Annotated in this window: 15 protein-coding genes and 22 pseudogenes; 15 read left to right on the forward strand and 22 right to left on the reverse strand. The window is 67.1% G+C overall.

Annotated features, from left to right (window positions below):
• Position 1: 1 nt before the first annotated feature.
• The 21 genes and pseudogenes from UK94_RS59410 to UK94_RS59500 all read right to left on the reverse strand — a co-directional run.
• Positions 2–365: pseudogene (locus tag UK94_RS59410) on the reverse strand (gamma-glutamyl-gamma-aminobutyrate hydrolase family protein); the annotation flags it as partial.
• 11 nt (positions 366–376) lie between these two features.
• Positions 377–732, reverse strand: a pseudogene (locus UK94_RS59415) (carbamoyl-phosphate synthase domain-containing protein); the annotation flags it as partial.
• Between the two features lies 1 nt (position 733).
• Positions 734–810 (reverse strand): annotated as a pseudogene (locus UK94_RS59420) (hypothetical protein); the annotation flags it as partial.
• A 1-nt stretch (position 811) separates the two neighbouring features.
• A pseudogene (locus UK94_RS59425) lies at positions 812–1033 on the reverse strand (carbamoyl-phosphate synthase domain-containing protein); the annotation flags it as partial.
• A 1258-nt stretch (positions 1034–2291) separates the two neighbouring features.
• A complete protein-coding gene (locus UK94_RS20225) occupies positions 2292–2582 on the reverse strand; it encodes a hypothetical protein (protein ID WP_041939555.1) in 291 nt (96 codons plus the stop codon).
• A gap of 160 nt (positions 2583–2742) precedes the next feature.
• A pseudogene (locus UK94_RS59430) lies at positions 2743–3219 on the reverse strand (biotin carboxylase); the annotation flags it as partial.
• 1 nt (position 3220) lies between these two features.
• Positions 3221–3334, reverse strand: a pseudogene (locus UK94_RS59435) (hypothetical protein); the annotation flags it as partial.
• Between the two features lies 1 nt (position 3335).
• Positions 3336–3513: pseudogene (locus UK94_RS59440) on the reverse strand (biotin carboxylase); the annotation flags it as partial.
• A 1-nt stretch (position 3514) separates the two neighbouring features.
• A pseudogene (locus UK94_RS59445) lies at positions 3515–3996 on the reverse strand (biotin carboxylase); the annotation flags it as partial.
• A 117-nt stretch (positions 3997–4113) separates the two neighbouring features.
• A complete protein-coding gene (locus tag UK94_RS20235) occupies positions 4114–5067 on the reverse strand; it encodes a TauD/TfdA family dioxygenase (RefSeq protein WP_011605804.1) in 954 nt (317 codons plus the stop codon).
• 288 nt (positions 5068–5355) lie between these two features.
• Positions 5356–5569: carbamoyltransferase C-terminal domain-containing protein (locus UK94_RS59450; protein WP_313949555.1), on the reverse strand; the 214-nt coding region annotated here is incomplete at its 5' end.
• A gap of 48 nt (positions 5570–5617) precedes the next feature.
• A pseudogene (locus UK94_RS59460) lies at positions 5618–6009 on the reverse strand (carbamoyltransferase C-terminal domain-containing protein); the annotation flags it as partial.
• A gap of 17 nt (positions 6010–6026) precedes the next feature.
• A pseudogene (locus tag UK94_RS59465) lies at positions 6027–6320 on the reverse strand (carbamoyltransferase N-terminal domain-containing protein); the annotation flags it as partial.
• A 1-nt stretch (position 6321) separates the two neighbouring features.
• Positions 6322–7203, reverse strand: a pseudogene (locus UK94_RS59470) (carbamoyltransferase N-terminal domain-containing protein); the annotation flags it as partial.
• 184 nt (positions 7204–7387) lie between these two features.
• Positions 7388–7462 (reverse strand): annotated as a pseudogene (locus UK94_RS74485) (hypothetical protein); the annotation flags it as partial.
• Between the two features lie 5 nt (positions 7463–7467).
• A pseudogene (locus UK94_RS59475) lies at positions 7468–8032 on the reverse strand (iron-containing redox enzyme family protein); the annotation flags it as partial.
• A gap of 2836 nt (positions 8033–10868) precedes the next feature.
• On the reverse strand, positions 10869–11250 hold a 382-nt coding region (locus UK94_RS59480; protein WP_235488847.1), incomplete at its 5' end, for an SDR family NAD(P)-dependent oxidoreductase.
• Between the two features lie 11 nt (positions 11251–11261).
• Positions 11262–11618: pseudogene (locus tag UK94_RS59485) on the reverse strand (SDR family NAD(P)-dependent oxidoreductase); the annotation flags it as partial.
• A gap of 1826 nt (positions 11619–13444) precedes the next feature.
• Positions 13445–13512, reverse strand: a 68-nt coding sequence (locus UK94_RS74490) for a hypothetical protein (RefSeq protein WP_268761526.1), incomplete at its 5' end; no start/stop codon positions are given.
• 1 nt (position 13513) lies between these two features.
• A pseudogene (locus tag UK94_RS59490) lies at positions 13514–13850 on the reverse strand (LysE family translocator); the annotation flags it as partial.
• Between the two features lie 41 nt (positions 13851–13891).
• A pseudogene (locus UK94_RS59500) lies at positions 13892–14039 on the reverse strand (LysE family transporter); the annotation flags it as partial.
• 877 nt (positions 14040–14916) lie between these two features.
• Here UK94_RS59500 and UK94_RS59505 point away from each other — a divergent pair.
• The 14 genes and pseudogenes from UK94_RS59505 to UK94_RS20300 all read left to right on the forward strand — a co-directional run.
• Positions 14917–15086, forward strand: a 170-nt coding sequence (locus tag UK94_RS59505; RefSeq protein WP_268761527.1) for a GntR family transcriptional regulator, incomplete at its 3' end; no start/stop codon positions are given.
• Position 15087: 1 nt separating this feature from the next.
• Positions 15088–15149, forward strand: a pseudogene (locus UK94_RS74495) (hypothetical protein); the annotation flags it as partial.
• Positions 15150–15309: 160 nt separating this feature from the next.
• Positions 15310–15687, forward strand: a 378-nt coding sequence (locus UK94_RS59510; RefSeq protein WP_268761528.1) for an aminotransferase class I/II-fold pyridoxal phosphate-dependent enzyme, incomplete at its 3' end; no start/stop codon positions are given.
• Position 15688: 1 nt separating this feature from the next.
• Positions 15689–15832 (forward strand): annotated as a pseudogene (locus UK94_RS59515) (PLP-dependent aminotransferase family protein); the annotation flags it as partial.
• Positions 15833–15839: 7 nt separating this feature from the next.
• Positions 15840–15891, forward strand: a pseudogene (locus UK94_RS59520) (hypothetical protein); the annotation flags it as partial.
• A 1-nt stretch (position 15892) separates the two neighbouring features.
• A pseudogene (locus UK94_RS59525) lies at positions 15893–16196 on the forward strand (PLP-dependent aminotransferase family protein); the annotation flags it as partial.
• A 250-nt stretch (positions 16197–16446) separates the two neighbouring features.
• On the forward strand, positions 16447–16707 hold the full coding sequence (locus tag UK94_RS20280; RefSeq protein ID WP_055751096.1) for a hypothetical protein: 261 nt from the start codon (positions 16447–16449) through the stop codon (positions 16705–16707).
• 55 nt (positions 16708–16762) lie between these two features.
• Positions 16763–17101, forward strand: a 339-nt coding sequence (locus UK94_RS59530; protein ID WP_235488849.1) for an SAM-dependent methyltransferase, incomplete at its 3' end; no start/stop codon positions are given.
• A gap of 1 nt (position 17102) precedes the next feature.
• Positions 17103–17505: pseudogene (locus tag UK94_RS59535) on the forward strand (SAM-dependent methyltransferase); the annotation flags it as partial.
• A gap of 1 nt (position 17506) precedes the next feature.
• Positions 17507–17583: pseudogene (locus UK94_RS59540) on the forward strand (hypothetical protein); the annotation flags it as partial.
• Between the two features lie 261 nt (positions 17584–17844).
• On the forward strand, positions 17845–18390 hold a 546-nt coding region (locus UK94_RS59545; protein WP_235488895.1), incomplete at its 3' end, for a condensation domain-containing protein.
• Between the two features lie 494 nt (positions 18391–18884).
• A complete protein-coding gene (locus tag UK94_RS59550) occupies positions 18885–19058 on the forward strand; it encodes a hypothetical protein (RefSeq protein WP_235488851.1) in 174 nt (57 codons plus the stop codon).
• Between the two features lie 142 nt (positions 19059–19200).
• Positions 19201–19410 (forward strand): hypothetical protein, encoded by a 210-nt coding sequence (locus UK94_RS20295; RefSeq protein ID WP_041939557.1) that lies wholly within the window; start codon positions 19201–19203, stop codon positions 19408–19410.
• Complete coding sequence (locus UK94_RS20300) at positions 19404–20399, forward strand: thioesterase family protein (RefSeq protein ID WP_011605823.1); 996 nt, start codon at positions 19404–19406, stop codon at positions 20397–20399. Before UK94_RS20295 ends, UK94_RS20300 begins: the two co-directional genes overlap by 7 nt.
• Here the strand turns inward: UK94_RS20300 and UK94_RS20305 are convergent.
• Positions 20393–21253 carry a mycofactocin-coupled SDR family oxidoreductase gene (locus UK94_RS20305; RefSeq protein WP_011605824.1) on the reverse strand — a complete coding sequence of 287 codons (861 nt, stop codon included), beginning with the start codon at positions 21251–21253 and terminating at the stop codon, positions 20393–20395. The two genes, UK94_RS20300 and UK94_RS20305, sit on opposite strands and share 7 nt — an antisense overlap.
• A 176-nt stretch (positions 21254–21429) precedes the next feature.
• Between UK94_RS20305 and UK94_RS20310 the strand changes: the two genes are divergently transcribed.
• Positions 21430–22233: an enoyl-CoA hydratase-related protein gene (locus tag UK94_RS20310; protein WP_011605825.1), complete on the forward strand. Its 804-nt coding sequence runs from the start codon at positions 21430–21432 to the stop codon at positions 22231–22233.
• Positions 22234–22269 lie beyond the last annotated feature (36 nt).

Genomic DNA, 22269 nt, shown 5'->3' on the forward strand with positions numbered 1-22269 from the left:
NCAGGCCCTCGACCACATCGTCGTTGAGGCAGACGTGGCTGACCTCGACGCGACCGTACGGTGTGCCGCTCACCGCGTCGAGAGGGGCTTCGACGGCGAAGCCGTGGTTGTGCGCGGTGATCTCGATCTTGCTGGTGGAACGGTCCTGGACCGGCTGATTGATGCCACGATGGCCGTATTTGAGCTTGTACGTACTGAAGCCAAGCGCTCTGCCGAGGAGTTGGTTACCGAGGCAGATGCCGAACAGCGGGGTGCCACGTTCGAGGACGGCCCGGATGACGGTGAGATCGGCCGTGCCGGGATCTCCTGGACCGTTGGGCAGAAACACCCCGTCGGGGACGACCGTGTAGACGTCCTCGACCGTGNCATCGGCCGNCAGCACATGCACCTCGATGCCGCGCTCGGCCATGCGGTGCGAGGTCGTTCCCTTGATACCGAGGTCGATCGCGGCGACCGTGAACCGCCTGGTGCCGACGGCGGGGACGACATACGGCTGCGTGGTGGTGACCTGACCGACCAGGTCGGCGCCGGTCATCTCGGGTGCCCGGCGGACCTCGGCGAGCAGGGTGCCCGCATCGATCGGGCTCTCGGTAGAGCCACCGGCGAGCGCGGAGCCGGAGAAGATGCCCACCCGCATCACGCCGCGTTCACGCAGGTGTCGGGTGAGCGCGCGGGTGTCAATGCCACTGATACCGACGACGCCCTGGGCGGCCAGTTCGTCGTCGAGGGAGCNCCGCGCGCGCCAGTTGGACGAGACGCGGGCAGGGTCACGTACGACGTAGCCCGCCACCCAGATGCGGGACGACTCGGNGTCGTCGTCGTTGACTCCGGTGTTTCCGACGTGCGGAGCAGTCATGACGACGACCTGGCGGTGGTACGAGGGGTCGGTCAGCGTCTCCTGATAGCCGGTCATGCCGGTGGAGAACACCGCCTCCCCGAAGGTCTTTCCCACCGCGCCGTAGGCTCGGCCGCGAAAGGTGCGGCCGTCCTCCAGTACGAGGAAGGCGGGCGTGGCGGCCGGCCGGGTGATCATCGGTTCGATCCGCGCACTGTGCGTCCTCCTCCGACCAGGAACGGCATGTCAGGCTCGCACTCCAGGCGGAACCGGGCGGCGGTGGCGGCGACGGCCTTCTCCACGTCGCTGCTGGAGTCGCCACGGAACCGGAACCGGGCGCCGACGTGCTCATATCCGCCCACGCGCGGGATCACCTGGCCGACCGTGGGGATCACGGACGCGTACGGACCTTCACCAGAGCCCAGCGGCCCGGGAAGATCCCAGGAGATCACGCGGCAGGGCGCCGGGACCGGGGACGGCACCAGCAGCCAGCCACCCGTANGCCAACGGGACGGCACGGGAAGTTCCGGGCGACGACCGAGCTGGATATCCGCGGCGGCGCGCATCAGGTCGACGCCGTGCACCTCTCGCCAGACGAAGGGGATCTCCGCCCCTCCGACTCGACAGCCCGCCTCCAGAAACCGGATCACCGGCGACCTCTCGGGGGACGTGCCGACGAACGCCTCCAGATGGAAGACCCAGGGCTGCGAGCTCAGCGCACCCGCGAGCCTGGCCGTGAACTCGCCCAGTGGCCCCAGAAGTTCGGGATCGTCGACCTCGACCGAGCCAAGCGTGTGGCCCTCGGCGAAGTCCACGCAGGTGCTGACATACCGGGAGGCCCGCCAGGGGCCGAGCCGGTCGCCGGTCCACAGGCCATCGATGTGGAAGATCTCGTCGGCGCAGAACTGCTGCACCAGGCGCGGCTCCGGTGGCGCTCGGTGCAGCAGCGGCAGATCGGCTGCAGAGTCGAGGCGTACGACGCCCCGACTGGCTGTCCCCCGGCGGGGCTTGACGATGACGGNCCAGCCGTGGGTGTCGGCGAACTCCCGGACCNCCGTCTCGTCGGGCGCGTCCGCGAAGGCGGGGGCGGGTATTCCCGCGGCTTCGGNGACCTGGTTCATGACGAGCTTGTCGCGGAAACGAGCGAGCTGGCCAGGCGTCTGGCCCGCGCAGCCGAGCCATTCGCGGACGAGTGCGGCGGTGTCCAGATCACCTTCGTTGAGTGCCACCACGCGCCGAGGAGCCCCGAACCGGGCACTTAGTCCGGTCACCGCCTGCCGTACTGCGTCGAGGTCGTCGGTGGCCGGGACCACCCGGGTAGCCGCCGCACTGCTGGGGACGGAGGACATGCCCAGCTCTGTGGTCACGTAGCTGACCCGGTGCGTGCCGTGGTCGAGGTAGTCCTCGTAGTGGGCGTGCTGATCGCGCCAGCGGTGCAGGACGATGATGTGTCCGCTCATACCCGCTCCGTCCCGGGCATCGACATGTCATGGATCCGGCCAACCGCGAAGGTTGCCGACACCACCGCGGCGCGGGCTGAGCTGAGCGCGCCGCGGGCGGCGTCGAGATTTCCTCCCGGTAGCTGTGCCACGATGTCCGTCGCGCAGTCGATCAGGTGGAGCGCGGCCCGGGTGAGCGGCTGCTCGCAGGTGTACTGCTCCTCCACCAGCCGCCGGACGGAGTTCAGCCGGGTGACGGGGTCCTGCGCCAGATCGTCCGTCGGGGCAGCAGAAGCGATCGTATTCACGGGCGATTCCATCCCAGGGGTCGGAGTGGACTGAGGGCGCCCCGCCTAACCGGACGCCCGTGGGCAGGGAGAAACGGCGGCTGAGACCGGGGCCTCGGACTCAGCCGCCCGGCACGGCCAGAGCGAAACAGAGGAGTGGGAACCTCGAGAGGGCCGGCCGTCAGCTCGTCTCGATGCGGATCCTGGCGTTCGCGGCCTCGCACTTGGCCACGGCATCGTTCGCGTCGCGGCCGGAGGCGATGACATATCCGGAGACGCAGTCGGCTACCGTCAGCAACGGCGGTACCGTCTCGCCCACGTTCTTACCGATCACTACCGCCACCTCGGCGTTCGTGAACTCGTCCAGGTAGGGCAGGAAGACGTACGGCACCTCGCCCTGAGGGACCCGGCGAATCTCGTCGGCCACGTCGTCGGGCACCTGGATGGCAGTGATCGTGCCCGGCTCCGGGGTGAGAAACCGGACCGCGGCGCCACCCAGCGGCTCGGGCGAAATCGCCGGCAACTCGTCGATGCCCAGCGGTACGGTGAGGAACATCCGGTTCAGGTTCAGTCCGAATGCGCGACGTACCAGCTCGGGCGCACCGCTGCCAGCCAGCCGCGCGTGCGATTCGAGTACGCGCGGCCCCTTGCTCGTGAGNACGAACTCGCTGTGCGAGGGACCTTCGGTTAGGCCCACGGCGTCAAGCAGTTTCGGGGTAAGCGCGCGGAGTTCGGCGAGCTGGGGAACGGCGTAGCGGCTGGGGGTGCTTACCNCCCACTCGACGTACTTGTCGTTCATGCGGTATTCGGAGTACCCGATGACGAGGTGCCGTCCCGCGTGCGAGAAGGAGTCCACGCTGACGACGGGACCGTGCAGATATTCCTCGGCGATGGCCGCGGAGATGCCCGCATCCTGTAGCGCCTGCCAGGCATGCTCCGCGTCCCGCGAACCNCTCACCGGATGAATGTGCAGGCTCGCCACACCGTCCACCGGCTTGACGATGATCTGGTCACCAAGCTCGGCCTGGAACTCGGCGACCTCGGCAGCGCTGTGCACGATGCGATACCGCACCGGGCTCAGCCCGTGCTTGTCCAGCAGTTCCCGGGTCAACGCCTTGTCCTTGAGCGCGCGGGCTGTGGCCTCAGTGACGCCGGGCAGACCAAGCGAGTCCACGACGAACCCGGTGGACTCGGCGGCCGGCTCGGTGGTGGTCAGAACGCGGTCGAAGGGGCGCTCCTCATGCAGCGCCCTCAGTACGTCGAGGATGGCTTGGCCATCGGCGATGGGTGCGTGCACGATCCGCTCGCAGTGTTCTGCGATGCTCACGTCGTAGGCGCCCTCCTCGTGGACGAGGACCACGTCGACTCCAAGCTCCACGGCACCCGCGATCGGCGCCGGCCGGCCGCCGATGACTGCCACCCGGTACTTGCCCATAAGAATCCCTTCGATGGTTTTCGCGATGTGGTGTGACGGCGGTCCTACTCCGGTCCTTGACCGGATCCTGACCGCGGAGATGTCCCGCCGGACAGATGCGGCGCAGGCTGTGCCATGTCAGGCCGCGTAGCAGCGGCGCAGCCAGCGGGCAGTCGCATCCGGCGCCGGCGTGAAGGACTTGCGACGGTGAAGCACCCGATGATTGTCGAAGATCATGAAGTCACCGGTACCGAGGACGAATGCAACCGACGGCATCGCGCCCAGAGCCGCGGACCACCGCGTCAGCGTCTCGCGTGCGGCATCCGTGCGGCCGACCGTCGTCCCGCGGTCGTAGCGAACACGGTAGCGGCCGTCCGGGCCGACCTCCAGGACAGGGGTGTTCATCAGCGGCCCGGTGGCGTCCCTGTCGTTGGAATAGGGCACGCCGACCTCGAACTCCGCGGCCATCAGGCCGAGTCGGGTCTTCTCGTCGAGACCTGCCACGACGTCATCGAGCGCCGCGACCTCGGTGGGGACTTGCTCCTGGTTACGTATGGCAAAGAAGGTCAGATAGGGCGGAGTGTACAGGCGCGGGTCGGAGCCGATCGGGCCGAACTGCTGCTGAGGATTATCCGAATGCCAGAAAAACTCCGAGTCGGAACCCCAGGAGCTGGTTGTCCCAACAGCCGCCGGATTGGGTACCACATTGCGGATGAGATGCCCGCTGTTCTCATAGCCGACGGCAAATGGAATGCGACCGAGGATGCGTATGAGTCCCAGGTGGATCGCATTGGTCATGGCGAGCCCAACCTCGTCCCCGAATCCGCTTACCGGAGTCAAGGGAAAATCCTGGGCAGGGAGATTGGACAGGACAAGCGCGTGCCCGCCTTCCGTGGTAAACGTCTGGATCCCACGGAGGACGTCATCGGGAAGGTGGCGCCGCAATGGATACGAGCCGATGTCGGCGAGAATTGTGGCATCGAAGTCCGAGTCCAGTCTGGTCTCCGAGACGCGTTCCGAAATCTCTTTTTTCAGCAGGTCCCGGACGCTGTCCTCCAGAGAGTACCGGGCGAACTGGAGCCGGCTGGCCATAGACGTCTCCCATCATTCGGCTACATGTCGCCGTGTGCCACTCGGCGAGCCCGCGGTGGAACCACACGGATCCAGTAGGTGTCCGCATTCCGTTTCCAGCGACGTGACAGGGGGTCCGCTGCGACCCGACTCAACAAGCCGATGGGTGTCACAAAGAGGTAATAGAAGGGCAGCAGCAGAAAGGAAAGCATGAAAATTCCGTTCTCGAACAGATAAGGACGGATTTAACGCACTCGGGACGAGCGTGCGCAGCGCACGGGCAAGGCAAGGTCGCCGAGCCGTCAGAACTCAGTCCAGCGGGATTTCCTCGCGCCAGTCGGACTCCTCCGACCAGGCCGGCTGAGCACTCTTCATCAGCAAGAAGTTTCCCAGTGCCAGCACATCGATGTCCGTGCGCATGAAGCAGGTGTAGGCCTCGTGCGGGGTGTTCACGATGGGCTCTCCACGTACATTGAAGGACGTGTTGATCAGGACCGGACAGCCCGTACGGTCCTTGAAGGCTNTCAGCAACCNGTGAAAGGCCGGATTGTTGTGCTGCGCGACCGTCTGNACGCGCGCCGAACTGTCGACGTGCGTGACAGCGGGGATAGTGGATCGCTGCACTTTCAGTAGTTCCAGTCCGAATGTGTCTTCGTCCTGGACCTCCAGCCTCTGCGAAGCCGCGATCCGAGAGACCACAAGCATGTACGGGCTTTCCTGCGGCAGGTCGAAGTAGTCCTTGGCGTCGGCTGCCAGCACGGCCGGCGCGAACGGGCGAAACGACTCCCTGAACTTAATCTTTAGGTTCATTGCGGACTGCATGGCCGGGTTGCGCGGGTCGCCGACGATGGACCTGGCGCCCAGCGCCCGCGGCCCGAACTCCATGCGCCCCTGGAACCAGCCGACAATCTTCCCATCCGCCAACTCGTCCGCTACCGCCCTGGCCAGCGTGTCGCTGCCCAACCGTTGGTGCGGGATGNCGTTGGCCTCCAGGTACGCGAAAATCTGCTCGTCCTCGTACGCGGGGCCCAGCAGGGAGCCGTTCATCACGTCGCGCCCCGTGCGCGGGTGGTCGCGCCGCACCCCACGCTCCATGGCGACAGCCTGGGCCGCACCGAGAGCGCCCCCGGCGTCACCCGCGGCCGGCTGGATCCACACTTCATCGAAGATCCCGGCGTCAACGATCCTGCCGTTGGCCACACAGTTGAGCGCGACGCCGCCGGCCATGCACAGGTGGGCCTCGCCGGTACGCTCACGCGCTGTCCTGGCCAGGCNGAGCACTACCTCCTCGGTGACCGCTTGAATGGAAGCCGCCAGATCGAACTCTCGTTCGGTGAGCTGACCTTCGGGAGTGCGTCGCGGTCCACCGAAGAGCTTCTCGAAGCCCCGCCCGGTCATCACCTGACCGCGCAGATATTCGAAGTGGCGCATGTCAAGGCGGAAGGAGCCATCGGGCTTGACGTCAATGAGCCGCTCACGGATGACGTCCGCGTAGCGCGGCTTGCCGTACGGCGCAAGGCCCATCAGCTTGTACTCGCCCGAGTCGACCTTGAAACCGCAGAAGTAGGTGAACGCCGAGTACAAAAGCCCCAGAGAATGCGGGAAGCGCAGCTCCGCAACGGGTCGCAACTCGGTGTCGCGACCGTGCCACAGCGTCGTCGTAGCCCATTCACCGACGCCGTCGATGCACAACACTGCCGCGGATTCATAGGGACTGGGAAAGAAGGCCGAAACGGCATGTGACTCGTGGTGGCGGCGCACGGAAAGCTCCGGCACCTTGCCCCGTCCCAGTGCCGCGAGCTCGCCGCGCACTGTGTCCGCGGTGTGCAGCCTGCCCCCGCGCATGATCCATGCAGGCAGGGTCTCCCGAAAGGAAGCGAAGCCCATGGGCGCGGCGCCCGCGAAGGTGGACAGTACCCGGCGGAACTTCAGCCGTGGGTCCTCGTAATAGGCGACCACGGAGATGTCGTCCAAGCTCACGCCCTGCTCGTCCAGGCAGTACTCGACGGCGCGCGAGGGGAACGACGAGTCGTGACGATTTCTACTGAAGCGTTCCTCCTGAGCCGCCGCGACCGCCACACCGTCGGCTACCAGCGCGGCCGCGCTGTCGTGGTAAAAGGCCGAGATTCCGAGAACCAGGTCAGACACCGCTGTCATTCCTCCGCCCGAACAGGGCCACGCCCGCGCGCGACCGGGTGGATGTTTACGGCTATCTCTCCAAACAGACGTCCACTTGCTGTCAAAGGTCCGCGCGCATGTCCTGCTGTGCCCCGCGTCGCCAACGTCTCCCCGCGAGCCGGCCGCTCCGGGCAGCCATCCGCGCGCCCAGCCCGCTGGGCGNATTCAGTGACCGGTAGCCCACACGCACCCGCTCCCAGATCCCTGCCCGACCCCCGGGGCCAGGCGCGTCGGGGAGNGCANCCAACAGCGTGTCCACCGCGTCCGCCGCCCACGCAGAATGTCCGGTCGCGACGTTGTCGATGGTGTTGTGGATGTCCACGAAGCGGGTACTGAAGCCGTACTCCTTCAAGGCCATCCGCGCCCTGCGGTACGACCCACCTACCCCGGACAACTCCATCGCCAGGTTCAATCCCAACAGCTCCGGCATGAGCGTCCTTGGGAAGCGTCCGATGCAGAGCCAATACACCGGCAGTTCGAACGACTCGTCCCGGAGTCCGGGCCACCGGGCGAACTCCCGCGAGGCCGTCGGCGGCAGCTCGACGCCCATCTCCCGAAGAACGTCGCGGTAGATCAGCATATGGTTCAACCGCGGCTCGCCGTTACCGAGTTCGTCCCAGTACGTTTCGAAGAGCGAGTGTCCGATCCCGGAAGAGGCCTGCTCGTGATCGGTGAACCCCTGCAGCCAACTGCCGTCGATCAGAGTCAGCGGCGCCGTCTGTACGGTGTCGTCGACGACGGCCTCCCGGGAGGGCAGCGGGATCGCCGCGTTCCGCTCGAACTCGGCCCCGTGACGGTCGTGCTGGATCTGTAGCCAGGGCCNCAGACCCTCACGGTCCCAGTGCTTCGGCAGCTGCAGCACTCCGCGATCCATGCGGTAGCGAGAACGCGCCAGCCAGCCCGCCACGTACTGCCTGGCCCAGNAGCGCAGCGCCGGAGTGTCGTTACGACGCATCAGCAGGTGGTACGCCTCGCGCACGCCAGCCGGCGCGCGGCCCGGCAATCGCGCTCCAGCCGCAAGCGCACCGGCCACACCAGCCAGAGCACCGTCGGTACTCGTGCCCTGGGCGGCCGGAGAACCCCCACCGGCAGCGCCGGCAGCGGGCGGGGCCGTACCCGGGGCCACCGAGTCCGCGGGCGGGCTGACTGGCAGCGAGTCGATCCACCGCCGGATGACGGTCAGGTCTTCCGGCGAGAAGACCCGGAACATCGGCCCCCGCTGGCCCACCAGCCCCCGCACAAGCGGGCTGNCCTCCGAACGCCCGGGCCTGACCAGCGTGCTGCGGGCCAGGACGTCGAGCAGCGGCCCCGGGTCCGTCCGACACTCCGCCAGCCAGACGGCGAGCGGCCTGTCTTCCAGGGTGAACTGATGGTGATAGACCGCGCCTTCGCGTGCCCGCAGCCGCAGCAGCTCCGACATTTCGAAAGCCGGGTCCCCGGCTGCCACCAGCCCGGCATGGAGCGCGCCCGACCAGTCACGCAGCGCAGCCATCGTCCAGCCGAGACCCCGGCGCACGGCGTCGGCTACCTGGACACCCTCCTCCGTTGTCAGCTCGTCCACCACCGTGCGGCACTGCTCGGTCGGCGCCGGGTCTCCGACTCCGCGTTCCTTGCCCGGATCGACCGCGTCCCAGTCCGCCGCCGTCGGTAGGACATCCCTGACCATCGTCAGCGCCGGCAACAGGCCGACCGTGCGCAAGCACAGGTCGGCCCCGAGGATTTCCCCCCGGAAGTCGTCCGGCCGCCTGCTCATCGCCAGCAACAGCGCCGGAAGGCGGAATGCCGCCTCGGTGATGCGCCGGTCACCGGCTAACCGCACCGTCGGCACGGCGTTCTCGGCGANCCGTAACCGGCGCAAAAGATCAAGGTAGGCACTTCCTCGGGATGCGCCTGGGTGACCGACGCCCACATCGGAGGCATACAGTGCGAGAATACGCAGCACAACGGGAACGTCAGCATTCCCTGGGGCACTGAGCCATTGCAGCCATGCACCGTAGACGCAGGCCAGCGGAGCGCAGCTGAGGACGGCCCGGCGAACGAGTATCCGGCGGTCTCCGTCCGGGTCGCCACTCCCGGCGCCGAGAAGAGCGCGGAACCGTTTGCCCTCGCAGGCTGCCCAGTCAGCGGCCCCTCGGACCAGGNCATCAAGCGAGTCGTCCCCGTCCTGCGTGTGTCGGCGCAGCTCGGCCTGCATTTCCTCGACGAATCTGTCCCCGGGAAACAGCGCCTCCGGGTCGGAGACGTACGCATACAACGCCCGCGCAGAGCCGTTTTGCGGCTCGTACGGGACGTACCCGCCGTGTTGCGTAGCCGGCGCCTTTCTGGCAACTGCCTCACGACCTCGCATGCTTCTCCTTCATCCCGTTTCGTGGTGCGCTCGGAATGCGGAACGCGGCCGCGGTCCGGTCAGAACATGGGATATATGGATGCGTCGTTCTTACGGTTGGCGCGCTTCTTGCGCCGGGTCACCCTGTCTACGATCCTTCGCAGGAGAGACATGGCAGTGATACCTGCCTTCAAATAAGAGGGAAATTGATCGCCGGGCAGCTTGGGAGGATCATTTAGGAGAGCCCGAGAGTTTCGGCCATGATCCTTGCGACGAGGTCGTAGCCATGGTCTGTGTAGTGCGCACGATCCACGTAGATCCAGTCTTTTTCGGTGACCNCATCAGCGACAATAGGGTTCAGGTCGACATAGCGTACGGCGAGCTTCTCGCAGCCGGCTCGCAACTTCTCGGAGAAGGCCTGGGCGACCTCCTTCGTGGAGATGTCGCCGTAGAGCTCCTCCCAGGTTCCGAGCTTGGAGATCCGGTCGATCTCGTCGAAGAGCAGCTGCTCCTGCGGGGCGTGCCTGTCCCGCATCCACAAGGCCATCGGCTGCAGTACGTATGACAGCCGAGCCCGCGGACCCGCCAGCCGTCGCCAACTGTCGAGATGACGCAGCGTCAGATCAGCGGCGGCATCGATGACCTTGGGGATGTCGCGGCGCACGTCGGCATGCGTAGAGATTGTCTGACGACGCTCATGCCGTCGGCCGAGAATCTTGGCNGTCGCCTTCCGGTTACTTTCCCTGAGCTCCTGCATCTTGTCGAAGTACTCACCGCAGAACCAGAATGCGCCGTGGTCGCCCTNCTGCCACTCGGGAAGCCGGCCAACGGTCAGATCATTGAGCCCGGAGAAGATGACGATCTCGTCGATCTCCGGCAGCAGATGGNGGTGGAGCGTGAAAAGAAGAAGCTCCTGGGTCGAATTGTAGCACCTCCCGCCGAAATTGAGCCAGGGACCGGACGGAGCATGCGTGCGCCACAGCTGCGAAGCAAGTGTGGTAGCGTCACTGGTCGCCCCGATACCGAGCACTGTGGAGCTTCCGGAAATTAACCGAACAGGCCCTCCCGGTATTTTTCCGGCCGCGGAGGCCGTCTCTCCGTTCGGGCCATGAGATATCCGGAATCCGGCTCGATCCGTGTTGATCACGGAGGACCTGTAGTCAGTCCGGTGGAAATACATGAGGTAAGGCTGGTAATTAGCCTCACCGCGATCATCGAAATTTCCATACTCCTGGAGCTGGGGAGTCATATCGTCACGGTGAAGTTTCACGGATACATACTCCTCGGTTTCGAAGGAGGATGAGGGGAGTCCGGAATATTAGACGCGGAACAGCGGCCCGCGGTGGAGTTTGTGCTGCGCCGCCTGCGCCAGGGGCCGGACCACGAGACGATCGATGTTCACATGCTGGGGCAAGCCGACAGCGAACGCCACGCACTCGGCGACGTCAGCGGCGGTGAGCGGATGGTCGACACCCTCGTAGAGGGCTGCAGCCTTCCCCGCGTCACCTCGCAGGCGGTTGAGGGAGAATTCCTCGGTCCTGACCATCCCGGGAACCACCTCGATGACCCGGACGGACTCTCCACACAGTTCCAGTCTCAGGGTTTCGCTGAGTGCGTGCTCGGCGTGCTTCGCGGCGCTGTACCCGCCGCCGCCCTCATAGTTGGTGAAGGCCGCGGTGGACGTGACGGTGACGATGGTGNCACCGCGTCNGGAACGTAGCAGCGGCAGCAGAGCCTGTGTTATCTGCAGCGTGCCGAGCACGTTGACGGAAAACATTCGCTCCCAGTCCTGCGGCGAACCGGTCGCGACACTGTCCGCGCCTATGGCGCCGCCAGCGTTGTTAACGAGCACATCGCAGGAGTCCAGCTCGGCGGCGAGCTGCTGGACCGCCGCTGCGTCCGTGATATCCGCAACGCGGGCCTGGGCGCCGGTCTCCTCCGCCACTTGGCGAAGCCGCTCCCCGCGTCGGGCGACGGCAACGACGCTGAAACCGTCCTTCGACAGGCGACGCACGGTCGCCGCACCGATTCCGCTACTTGCCCCGGTCACCACTGCTCTGAGGGTCACGAAGTACCACAACCTTTCACTCTAATTGCCGCGGCAATAAAAGCCAACCGCGTCCTAAAGCGCCCCGGGACACCGCCTACTCAGGCGGAGAAATCGGTCCCAGGAAAGCGCGGACGACTATTCTCTCGAACGTCCGGAATCCACTGACACATGGACCACTGCCCACCGACTCCATAAGGAGTCGAACTATCAACAAGGGGTAACGCTATGATTCTGCATGGCCACCCCTTCATTGTGAAAGGTTTTTTCTCGCAGAGTGACATGAGTCACTTTCCATGACTTCTTCGCGGATGTTTACATCCTTCTCGGAGATCTGCCGCTTCCGCTGCTTCGCCGCAAAGAAACGGTGCCTGCTTACCGGATAGCCCCGAGGATCCACGGTGGGATCTTGAGCCGGATTTGCATTGACGCAGGCATGACGAGCGGGTACATTAGCACGTTTCCCCACGATCGATAAGCCCGTGGTTCGCGAGCCCTTAGCCCGAGGAGNACTCGTAGTCCGGTGATCGGTCGAGGGACCGGTNCACCCTCGATGGACACAACCTCGCCCGACGTCTTCCACCACCATCGGATGNGGCTGTTGGTGCGTCGAGTGGTATGGCACATCAGTGGTAGCGGGGCCCGTGACAAGGACATGATCATGGCAACCCGCAGACGTACCTCCGCAGGAGGACGGCCAACACTCAGCTCACGACGACCATCCGATGTCGAGAAGCATGCCGCCACTGGCCGCGAAGCCATCGAACATGAATGCACGCAGGGCGGGTACGGCGGTGTTGCCGCTCGCATCCTCACCCGTGACTCCGGGCCAGGCCGACACCAAGCTTCCCTGGCAGGCGGGGGCCAGCCCCGCCACCACAAATCTCAAGGGAGCGCGCGAGACGATCCTTCTGATCGAGCAACTGATCCGAGCGGCCTCCCACGGGCAGGACCCCGTGGTCGTCGGCAAGCCAGCATGATCTGCCAGGATTGCACTCCCGGAACTGNCTGCTCGGCCTTGGAATGTAGACGCGGATCACCNCCCTCCATGGAAGATCNTACGGCGGCGTCACCCAGAAGATCCTCGGTGACCTGTTGCAGGCTTCCCGTCGCGAAAATGATGATTTCCTCTTCTAGCAAGAAGTCGGGCCATGCAACGTGGAAAGTTTTTGCACGAGGCATCCCTCTCATGTCGGCGCTATGGGAGATTCCTGCCTTCAGACCGGAATTCCCAGGTCCTTGAACCATCTGGTGACCGCGTCGACGACGTCAGCACCGGGCCCACTTCCGACGGGGCCTTCCATGGATTTCAGCTCGTGGTAGAGGCGCTTGATGGCGCCACCCTCGAAGCTCATAGAGTTTACTGCGCAACCCGCAATCACGGGTTCGATGGGNGTGAGGGTACCGATATCCACGAGTTCATCGCCGACGAAGACCCGAACGGTGGTGATGTTCGAATCGATCTCGACTCGGAGCGGGTCAGAGGTGAGGAATGACCGAACAAGATAATAGATCTTGTCGGTGAGCTCGGCGCCGTCCTCGACGACGCTCGACTCGATGTATCTGTACGGCCTGCGCCGGTTGAAGACCAGCCGATAGGTGCGCGCGGTCTTCTGCTCACTACTGGGCATGGGGCCTCCTGGGTTTCGGGAGATGCCGCGCGGATTCCCGCCCCGCCCGGTGCGGCGGAGGGGACGGTACTGACCGACGGCTCGGACAGAGCGGCGCCCACACGGATGCCGCCGAGGCGGCATCCGGCGCTTCGGTCCGGCCGACCAGCACCAGGGCGGCTACCGAGCCGGTCCACTCGTCGTTCATGCATGCTCTTGACACGTTGGCTTGCGCGGTCAACTCGTCGTGGTCGGCCCCGAGGTGTCGATGGCCAGCGAGATGGCCAGCATGCCGAGCACCGTCCNCATCACGTAGCGCTGGACCCTCAGCCAGGATGGGCGGCGGGCAAGGAAAACGGCGATGGCACCGGCCGCCAGCACGATGATCAAGTTAACTGTGACGCTCACCACAATCTGAATGGTACCCAGCAAAAACCCCTGGAGCAGGACGTGTCCCGCCTTCAGATTGACGAACTGCGGGATAAGCGAGAGATACATAATGGCAATCTTCGGATTGAGCAGGTTCGTCATCAAACCCATCGTGAAAAGCTTTCGCGGAGGATCAGGGGGGATGTCCTGAGGAGTGAACACGGAGACGCCGCCGGGTTTCAGCGCCTTCCAGGCAAGATAGGCGAGATAGGCCNCACCGGCGAGTTTGACGGCAACATAAAGTTCGGGCACGGNGGTGAAGACTACAGACAGCCCCAGGTTCGTGGCCAGCAGGTAGATTATGAAGCCGAGGGCGACTCCACCGAGTGAAATTATTCCGGCGCTCCTCCCCTGTACGATACTGCGGGATACGAGATAGATCATGTTTGGCCCCGGAGTAAGCNCCANCCCGAGCGCCACCGCCATGACACCAATAATTCCGCTGACTTCAATCATGGCAATCTTTCACTTCCTCTCGACCTTGTAGTCCGCCATCGCGCAGCCATCGTCTCGAACGTCGATGCGTAACATCTCGGAAAGGTCGCGAAGAAAACAGCAGGTGATGAATCCGGCGGTGAGCGGCATTTCCGGAGCGCTGGAATCGCGTCGGTTCCAGTCCCCAGTCGTCGGCATCGCCAAACGGGCGAGCAGGGCCCCGGGGACACTGTCCGACTCCTCGAACACCCGCCACGGGGCCTCGCCTCGACAGCGTTCGTGGCACTCCAGTCCGTTCAGTGACTGCGCACGAGCCGGCCCGGCGTCACACGTCGGTTCCTGCACACCCGTTTCAAGCGCCCCGTCGCGGCGCTCACGGAAAAGGGGGCCCATGTTCCACACACGGTGGCCGTGCCCCGGCGGCGACCAGCTGACCGGACCGACACGTNACCGTGTGCCGAGGGCATTCACCAACGGCCGCTGCCCCCCGGCAGCGTACCGACGGGGCAGGCCCGCGACCTCGTACCGGCCGAAGGGCCGGGACACGAAGCCACAGCGATTGCACCGAGCTTGAGGGGACCGAGATTGAGGAGACCGGGCTTGCGTGAACCGAGCGAGGAGAGCCCGACGTCGTGGCGATCGCGTGGTCACATNCACGAGCCTCCTTGCAAGCGTACGTCCCCATCTGGTGTGCTTCGGTGCCCCTCTCGCGAGCTGCAGGATCCAGGATCGAGTTCGACAGCGAGTGTAGGTTACCTTTCCGTCTCGGCGCAATATTTGGNATTGCACTCGGTGCAATCGAGATGCTTAGATAATGACAAACAGAGAGGTAGGGGGAGTGGGACGTGAGGGACTATCGGCGTGTCGCCGACGACGTGGCCGCGGAGATCAGGGCAGGCCGGCTCAGACCTGGAGACCGGCTTCCACCCCAACGGATCTTCGCCCGTGAACACGGCATCGCCAATTCCACCGCTATCCGCGTCTACCAGGAACTCGCCCTGCGTGGCCTCACGGTNGGCGAGGTGGGGCGCGGCACCTTCGTGTGCGCCGCCCCTCGCCTGGCGATCCCCATGCACAGNGAAACTGCTGGCAACCGGGTCGATCTGGAGCTCAACTACCCGACGGTGCCAGAGCAGACCAGACTGCTCGCATCGGGACTCGGCGGACTGTTGCGTGCGGACGTCCTGGAGAGCGTGCTTCAGCCGGTCGGCGCAACCGGTACCTCCGCCACACGCAGTGTGGCGGCCGATCTTCTCTCGCGCGGTGGCTGGCGTCCCGACCCAAGCAGGGTGCTTTTCTCCGGGAACGGTCGGCAGGCAATCTCGGCCGTCATCGCTGCTGTGGTGCCGCGGGGCGCCCGGCTGGGCGTCGAAGAGCTGACCTACCCCGCCGTCAAAGCCATCGCCACCCGGCTCGGCATCACCCTGGTGCCGCTGGCCATGGACCAGGCGGGGCTGATTCCCGAGGCCATCGAAGAAGCCCATTCCGGCAGCCCGCTGCATGCCATCTACGTACAGCCGACCATGCATAATCCGCTATCGCTGTCCATGCCCCAGGAGCGTCTGGTCCACCTGGCCCAGGTGCTGTTGCGATTGGGAATTTACGCGATCGAGGACNCCATCTGGGCCTTCCTGCGCGACGATCTGCCGCCGCTTGCTTCGCTCGCTCCGGAGCGGACGGTCTTCGTCGACAGCCTGTCCAAACGAGTCTCCCCCGGTCTGACACTCGGATTCGCGGTAGCACCCGGCGGCATCGCTGGTGNCATTGNCGCATCGCTACGCTCAGGCGGATGGACGCCCATGCGTTTCGCGTTGGAGGCGNCATCCCGCTGGCAGGCGGACGGCACGATAGAGATGCTGGTACGGGCCAAGCAGCGGGAGACCGCGATACGACAGGAGATCGCCTCGCAGCATCTCGGCGGATTCAGTACGAAGAGTGACCCGCGTTCGTACTACTGCTGGTGGGAGCTGCCCAGCCCGTGGCGTGCGGATACGTTCGTCACCGCTGCCTCGCGACACGGCATCGGGGTAACTCCAGCCGCAGCTTTCTCCGTGGGTCGTCACCGCGTTCCCAGGGCTGTCAGAGTCGGCCTGGCCCCACCCCAGCGCGACGTACTGTCCCGGGCNCTGGCTGTGCTTGCCGACATCGCACAGTCGTCACCGGACGATGTGGTCACCGACTGAACGGAACTCGCGCCGAGCGTGTCCGACGCGGATGGGACAGGACACCAGCGACACGCCTTCTGCCGAGGTCTCCATGGCTGCGACGGCCCCTCTGGACTGCCACCCGGATGATCATTGTGAGTTCACTCCGAGGAGTTGACCTGTAGCCTTTGGTCGTCTTCGCCGGTTCCGCCGCTCTGGTTCAGGACGCGGGTGTGGAACCGCGACGAGGTCCGGGGACTGTTCGACCGCATCGACGTGCCGTTTCGGACCGTGGGCGGGGTGCACCACGCACGGGAGCTGCCGACGATGTTCCCCCGGCTGCACCTGCCCTTCGCCGAACGGCGTCCGGTGGTGTTCCAGGTCGTGTTCGGCTCCTGCCTCTGCCTGGCCGTCGGACTGTTCCTCCTGGTCGCGGTGGTGCTCCTCGGACCACCGCCGGCCGGCGGCGGGCGCGAATATAGTCACCGGTAGGTGCATAATTCGCCACTTTCGGCAGCCGGCCGCCGCGGACGAGTATCGGAGACCCATGACGCAAGGCGACGCCCTCCCGCATCCGTTGTCGCAGGCGAGCAGCGAGCCGCCGGCCGGCTGGGCCCCCACCGACATCGACGTCTCCACCCCCAGCATCGCCCGGGTCTACGACGCGATTCTCGGCGGGAAGGACAACTTCCCCGCGGACCGGGTCGTCGCCGACCAGTTCATGCAGTTCGTTCCCGGTGGGCGGGAGGCGGCGCAGTACAACCGGGCGCTGCTCAACCGAGGGGTGCGATACCTGGCGGAGCAGGGCGTCCGCCAGTTCATCGATCTCGGTTCGGGCCTGCCGACCGTCAGCAACACCCACCAGGCGGCGCAGAGCGTCGCGCCCNACGCGCGCGTGGTGTACGTCGACAACGACCCCATCGTGCTCGCGCACGGCCGGGCCCTGCTCGCCGAGAACCGCAACACCACTGTGATCACGGCCGACTTCCGGCACTCGCAGAAGGTCCTCGCCCACCCGGACCTACGCGCGTTGATCGATCTCGACCAGCCGGTCGGCCTGATCCTGTTCGGAGTCGTCCACCACATCAACGACGACGAGGACCCCGCCGGTGTCATCCGGCACTACCGGGATGCCCTGGCCGCCGGCAGCTACCTCTTTCTGACGCACTTCGTCGCGCATGGCGAGCAGACGACCGAGCTGGAGAAGATGCTGCTGGCCGACCTCGGTACCGGACGGTTCCGGACGCTCGCGGAGATCGGCGAGTACTTCGACGGCCTCGACCTCGTCGANCCCGGTCTCGTCTACAACCCGCTGTGGCGCCCGCAGGAGCCGGTCCCCGAGCCGCTGACCCTCACCGAAAAGCTGGTNGCCGGGGGTCTGGCCCGCAAGGCCTGACCGCGTGGTCGCGCCGGCCGCCACGGCCGCGGACCGGAAGGTCGTCCCGCCCGGACCACGTATATCGTGTGCTGACTAATTCGGGGGGCTAGGGGCCCGTGCACGTAGAGGTGAAGAACCAGGGGGGTTCACCGGCACCCGCGCCCGATCGGGTGCTCACGTCCAGCGAGCAGATCCTGGCCGCCTCCAATCGGGCCAGCGCACCGCTGACCTGCGGACTGTTCGTGNAGACCATGGGCACGTTGGACGTGACCCGGCTCCGGCTCGCGGTACGTAGGGCGATCGGGCGGCATCCCATGATGCGGGCGAGCCTCTACGGGGCACGCCAGTATGCGTGGCGGTTCGCCACGATGCCGTCCTCGGATCCGGTCGGGCAGATCGGCGACGGCAGCGACGGCTGGCGCGTCCACGAGACCATGATGTCGTCCCCCTTCGACCTGCGGGCCTACCCGCCACTGCGGATCGCGTTGGTGCACCGGCCGGACGGCGACCAGCTCTCCGTGGTCGCGCATCACCTCGCGGTCGACGGCATGAGTCTCGCCGCCGTCGTGTCCGAGATCTTCGCCGAGTACCGGGTCGCCGACGCCGACGCCGACGCCTCCGCGGCCGCGGGCCGGTCCGGCGGCGGTCATGTCGGGCTGCCCGCCGGTGTGCCGTCGGTTCCGAGGTCGGCCGGCCATGGCTGGACCGCCTTCACGCATCGCTCCGGGCGACACATCACTCCGATGGACGCCGGCCGGACCGCCGGCTACGGCTACCACCCGCTGACCCTGCCGGTGNCGGGACGGCGCGTGCTACTGCCCGGCGGACGTCGGATGACCGCCAACGACCTGCTGGTCGCAGCGGCCCATCTCACCATCGACCGGTGGAACCGGCAGCGCGGCGGGGAGGCCGCGACACTGCGCGTCAGGATGCCGATCGGGCTGGGGACGATGCCCGGCGCGGGTGGCAACAACACCGGCCAGGTGCTGGTCGGCACCGAGCCGGCGGACCGGGCGGACCTGATCAGACTGGCCGTCCGCATCGTCGACCAGACCGAGCACGCGAAGCAGGCGGCGGCCGCGCCCGTCATCGCGGGAGTCGCCGGCAGGGTCGGCGCGGCCGCCACCGGGCGGATTCCCGGGCCCTGGCGGGGCTCGCTGCTGCGGTTGGGTGTGCGGACGGCGCGACCGCTCATCACCCCCGCCGCCGCCGTCAGCAACCTCGGCCCGCTCGCCGACATCACCTCCGACACCCGGCGATCTCCGCGGTCTTCTTCACCGGCACCGCCGGCATGCCCCAGGGCCTCTTCATCGGCGCGACGAGGTACGGCGCCGGTATCCGCCTCGCGTTCGGGTACCACCGGCATCTGTTCGGCCGCACCGCCGCCGCGGCCTTCGCCCAGGTCTTCCGGGCAGCGTTCGACGAGCTGGCCGCTATCGGGCGTGAAACGCCGCCAGCAAGATGACCGCCAACCGACGCCGCGACGTACCCGGTCCCGAGAAATGCGAGCGACCGGAGAAAGCGGATTGCCGGCGCGGGGATTCGAAGTTCGTCGAGCCGCACATCTCCCCGAGCTCTTTGGGGATCGAGGTAACAAGGAGTGGACGTTGCGGCATAGCGAGAGCGGAGCGGGGCTCGTCGAGCCCGACGAGCAGCTTCGCCTGGAGATGGCGAGCGGTAGGAGCGCCCTCGCTCAGCTCCTACGAGAAGAGGTGCGCACCGCGCGGGGGACCGCGCGGGTCCGTGCCGGCTTCGAACTGGCGCTCTTCAGGCTTCTTGGCAGGCCGCGGTTCATGCAGCGGACTGTGCAGTGGTAGAACGCCCCACCAGGCGCGACCGAATCCCCGTACCGGTTCTGGCGGCCCTGGCCGGCGGGCATGATTCGGCCGCTGCGAACGCGGACGCGGACGCACCGCGCTACGAGCCGGACTGGGTGCGGACCCTGTTCACCCTCCCCGAGCTGCTGCGGGTGCTCGACCTGACGCCGACGCTGCCCACGACGTCGGCGCGGTGCGTGCCGAGCGGGCACGGGGGCGTCCTCGGCGCCCAGCAGCTCGGTCAGCAGGTCGTCCTTGCCGAGCGGCTGGCGCCCGGCAAGCGGCTGCACTCCCTGCAGACGGTGTTCATGCGCGGCGGCCGCACCGATCTGCCGCTGGAGATCGACGTGGAGCGGCTCGCCGGCGGCCGGTCGGTGGAGTCGTTCGCGCTGTCCCTGCGCCAGGGTGCCGAGCAGCTCAGCCGGGCACAGGTGATGCTCGCCGCGGACGAGCCCGACTACCACCGGTTCGACTCCCCCGCCGCGGACGTCGGCCGGCCGGCCGACGCCGAACCCGTCCGCCGCGCGCTGCTGCCCTGGGAAGCGGCGATCATGCCGCGCAAGGCGTCGCGCCAGCTCGACCTCTGGACCCGCATCCCGGACGCCCCTGACGATCCGACCGGGTGGCGGGCCCTGGTTGCCCACACCATCGAGACACTCGCGATCGCCGACGGCATGCTCAACGGCGGCATCACGCTGCCGCCCCGCGCCGAGCTACAGGCGGTCGTCCTCACCGCGACCGTCACCTACCTGGACGATCTCGACGTCCGCGACTGGCACCTCTACCGGGTCCACACGCCGCAGGCGGCCCGCGGGCGGATTCTCGGCCGCGGTGAGCTGCGCGGCGCCGACGGCGGCCTGCGGGCGGTCTTCGACACCGTCAACCTCGTGCGGCCGCTCCGAACCCGGCCCGGCCAGGCGGTCCAGGCAGGCCAGGCGGTCCAGCCGGGCCGAGCGGGCCAGGGCTCGGCCGGGCAGGCGGGTCAGTAGCGGCGGTTGGTGTTGCCCTGGTCGACGGGCAGGACGACGCCGCTGATCCAGCGGGCCTCGTCGCTGGACAGGAACACCACGGCCGAGGAGATGTCCTCGGGTTCGAGCCACGGCCGGCCCATCGGCATCGACGCGGCGAAGCCGTCCCGGCAGTCGTCCACCGTGGGGTTCGGCAGGTCCGGGCGGAACAGGTGGAACTGCTGGGTGTTCTCGGTGACCATCGGGGTGTTCACGGTGCCGGGCGCGATGACGTTCACCCGGATCTGGCGGTGCGCCACCTCGTTGGCCAGCGACATCGCCATCCCGATCACGCCGTTCTTCGTGGTGACGTAGTCGGACAGGTTCGGGACGCGGTTGAGCGCCGCGCCCGAGCTGATGACGATGATCGACCCGCCCCGGCGCCCGGCCAGCAGGTGCGGGACGGATGCGGCGAGGGTGTGGAAGACGCCGGTGAGGTTGATCCCGATCACGTCGTCCCACTGCTCCGGCGGGATCTCCCACAGCCGGCGCGCGGGCGGGGAGATCCCGGCGCTCGCCACGACGATGTCCAGGCCGCCGAGTTCGCGCACGCCGGTGGCGAGCAGATCGACGATCGCCGCCCGGTCGCGCACGTCGCCCACCCGGGCGATGATCCGCCGGCCGGTCCTCTCGACCAGGGCGACGGTCTCGGCGAGCTCGTCGGCGGTGCCCAGCGGGTAGCCCATCGTCGCGACGTCGGCGGCCCGGTCGATGCCGATGATGTCCGCGCCCTCGCGGGCGAGCGCGACCGCGTGGGAGCGGCCCTGCCCGCGGGCGATCCCGGTGATGAAGGCGACCTTGCCGGCGAGGCGTCCCTCGGCCGCGGGGGCCGTCACCGCGGCACTCCCGGCCAGGTCGTCGCCACGCGTCCCATCGTCATGGTGTCCTCCNGCTTGCGTCGTCACCAGGCCGTCCACACCAGGCCGTCCACACCAGGCCGTTCGCGTCGCACCCGACCCTCCGATAGTCATATCGTTTAAATATTCGCCCGTCACCCGAAGGAGCCCCGGCGGTGGAAGAACCCAAGTTCGTCCGGGTCGAGATCGCTGACCGCATCGCCACGGTCACGCTCGCCCGCCCCCCGCGCAACGCGCTGAGCGCGCCGATGATGCGCGAGATCGGGCAGGTGTTCACCGAGCTCGGCCGGGGGAACGAGGCCGCCGTCGCGATCCTCGCCTCGGACTTCGAGCGCGTCTTCTGCGCCGGCGCCGACATCACCGAGTCGGATCGCCGCTACAACCGCCGTGAGCTCCTGCCCGAGGAGAGCCTGACCGACCTGATCGATCCCGGCTCCGTCGTGCGCGGCTGCCTCGCCGGCATCCGCGACGGCGGCCTGCCCGTCGTCGCGGCGGTCGGCGGCGCGTGCGTCGGGGCCGGAGCCGCCCTGGTCGGCTGCTGTGACCTGGTCGTCCTCGCCGAGGAGGCGTTCTTCTCGCTGCCGGAGATCGACGTGGGCGTCCTCGGCGGCACCCGGCACGTGCAGCGCCTCGTCGGGCCGATGAAGACCCGCGAGATGGCGCTGACGGGCCGGCGCGTGCCCGCGGCCGAGTTCTACCGGCTCGGTGCCGCCGCCGCACTGGTGCCCCGCGCCGAGCTCGCCGACACGGCGCGCGCCCTGGCCGCGGAGGTCGCGGCGAAGAGCCCGCTGGCGCTGCGGCTGTCCAAGGAGTCGATGAACCGGGTCGAGGACCTCCCCCTCGACGAGGGCTACCGGCTGGAGCAGGACTACACCGCGCGGGTCAGCCGCCTCGACGACGCCGGCGAGGCGCGCCGCGCCTACCTGGAGAAGCGCGAGCCGCACTGGACCTGGCGCTGACGCTGTTCACCGGGCGCCGCCGCAGTGACTCGGCGC

The organism is Frankia sp. AvcI1, from assembly GCF_001420875.1.
Classification (GTDB): Bacteria; Actinomycetota; Actinomycetes; order Frankiales; family Frankiaceae; genus Frankia; species Frankia alni.

Excerpts from the sequence above, each read along its gene's own strand:
- UK94_RS20235 (WP_011605804.1), bottom strand. The coding sequence starts at position 5,067 with ATGGCCAGCCGGCTCCAGTTCGCCCGGTACTCTCTGGAGGACAGCGTC.
- UK94_RS59550 (WP_235488851.1), top strand. The coding sequence starts at position 18,885 with ATGCCCCAGGGCCTCTTCATCGGCGCGACGAGGTACGGCGCCGGTATC.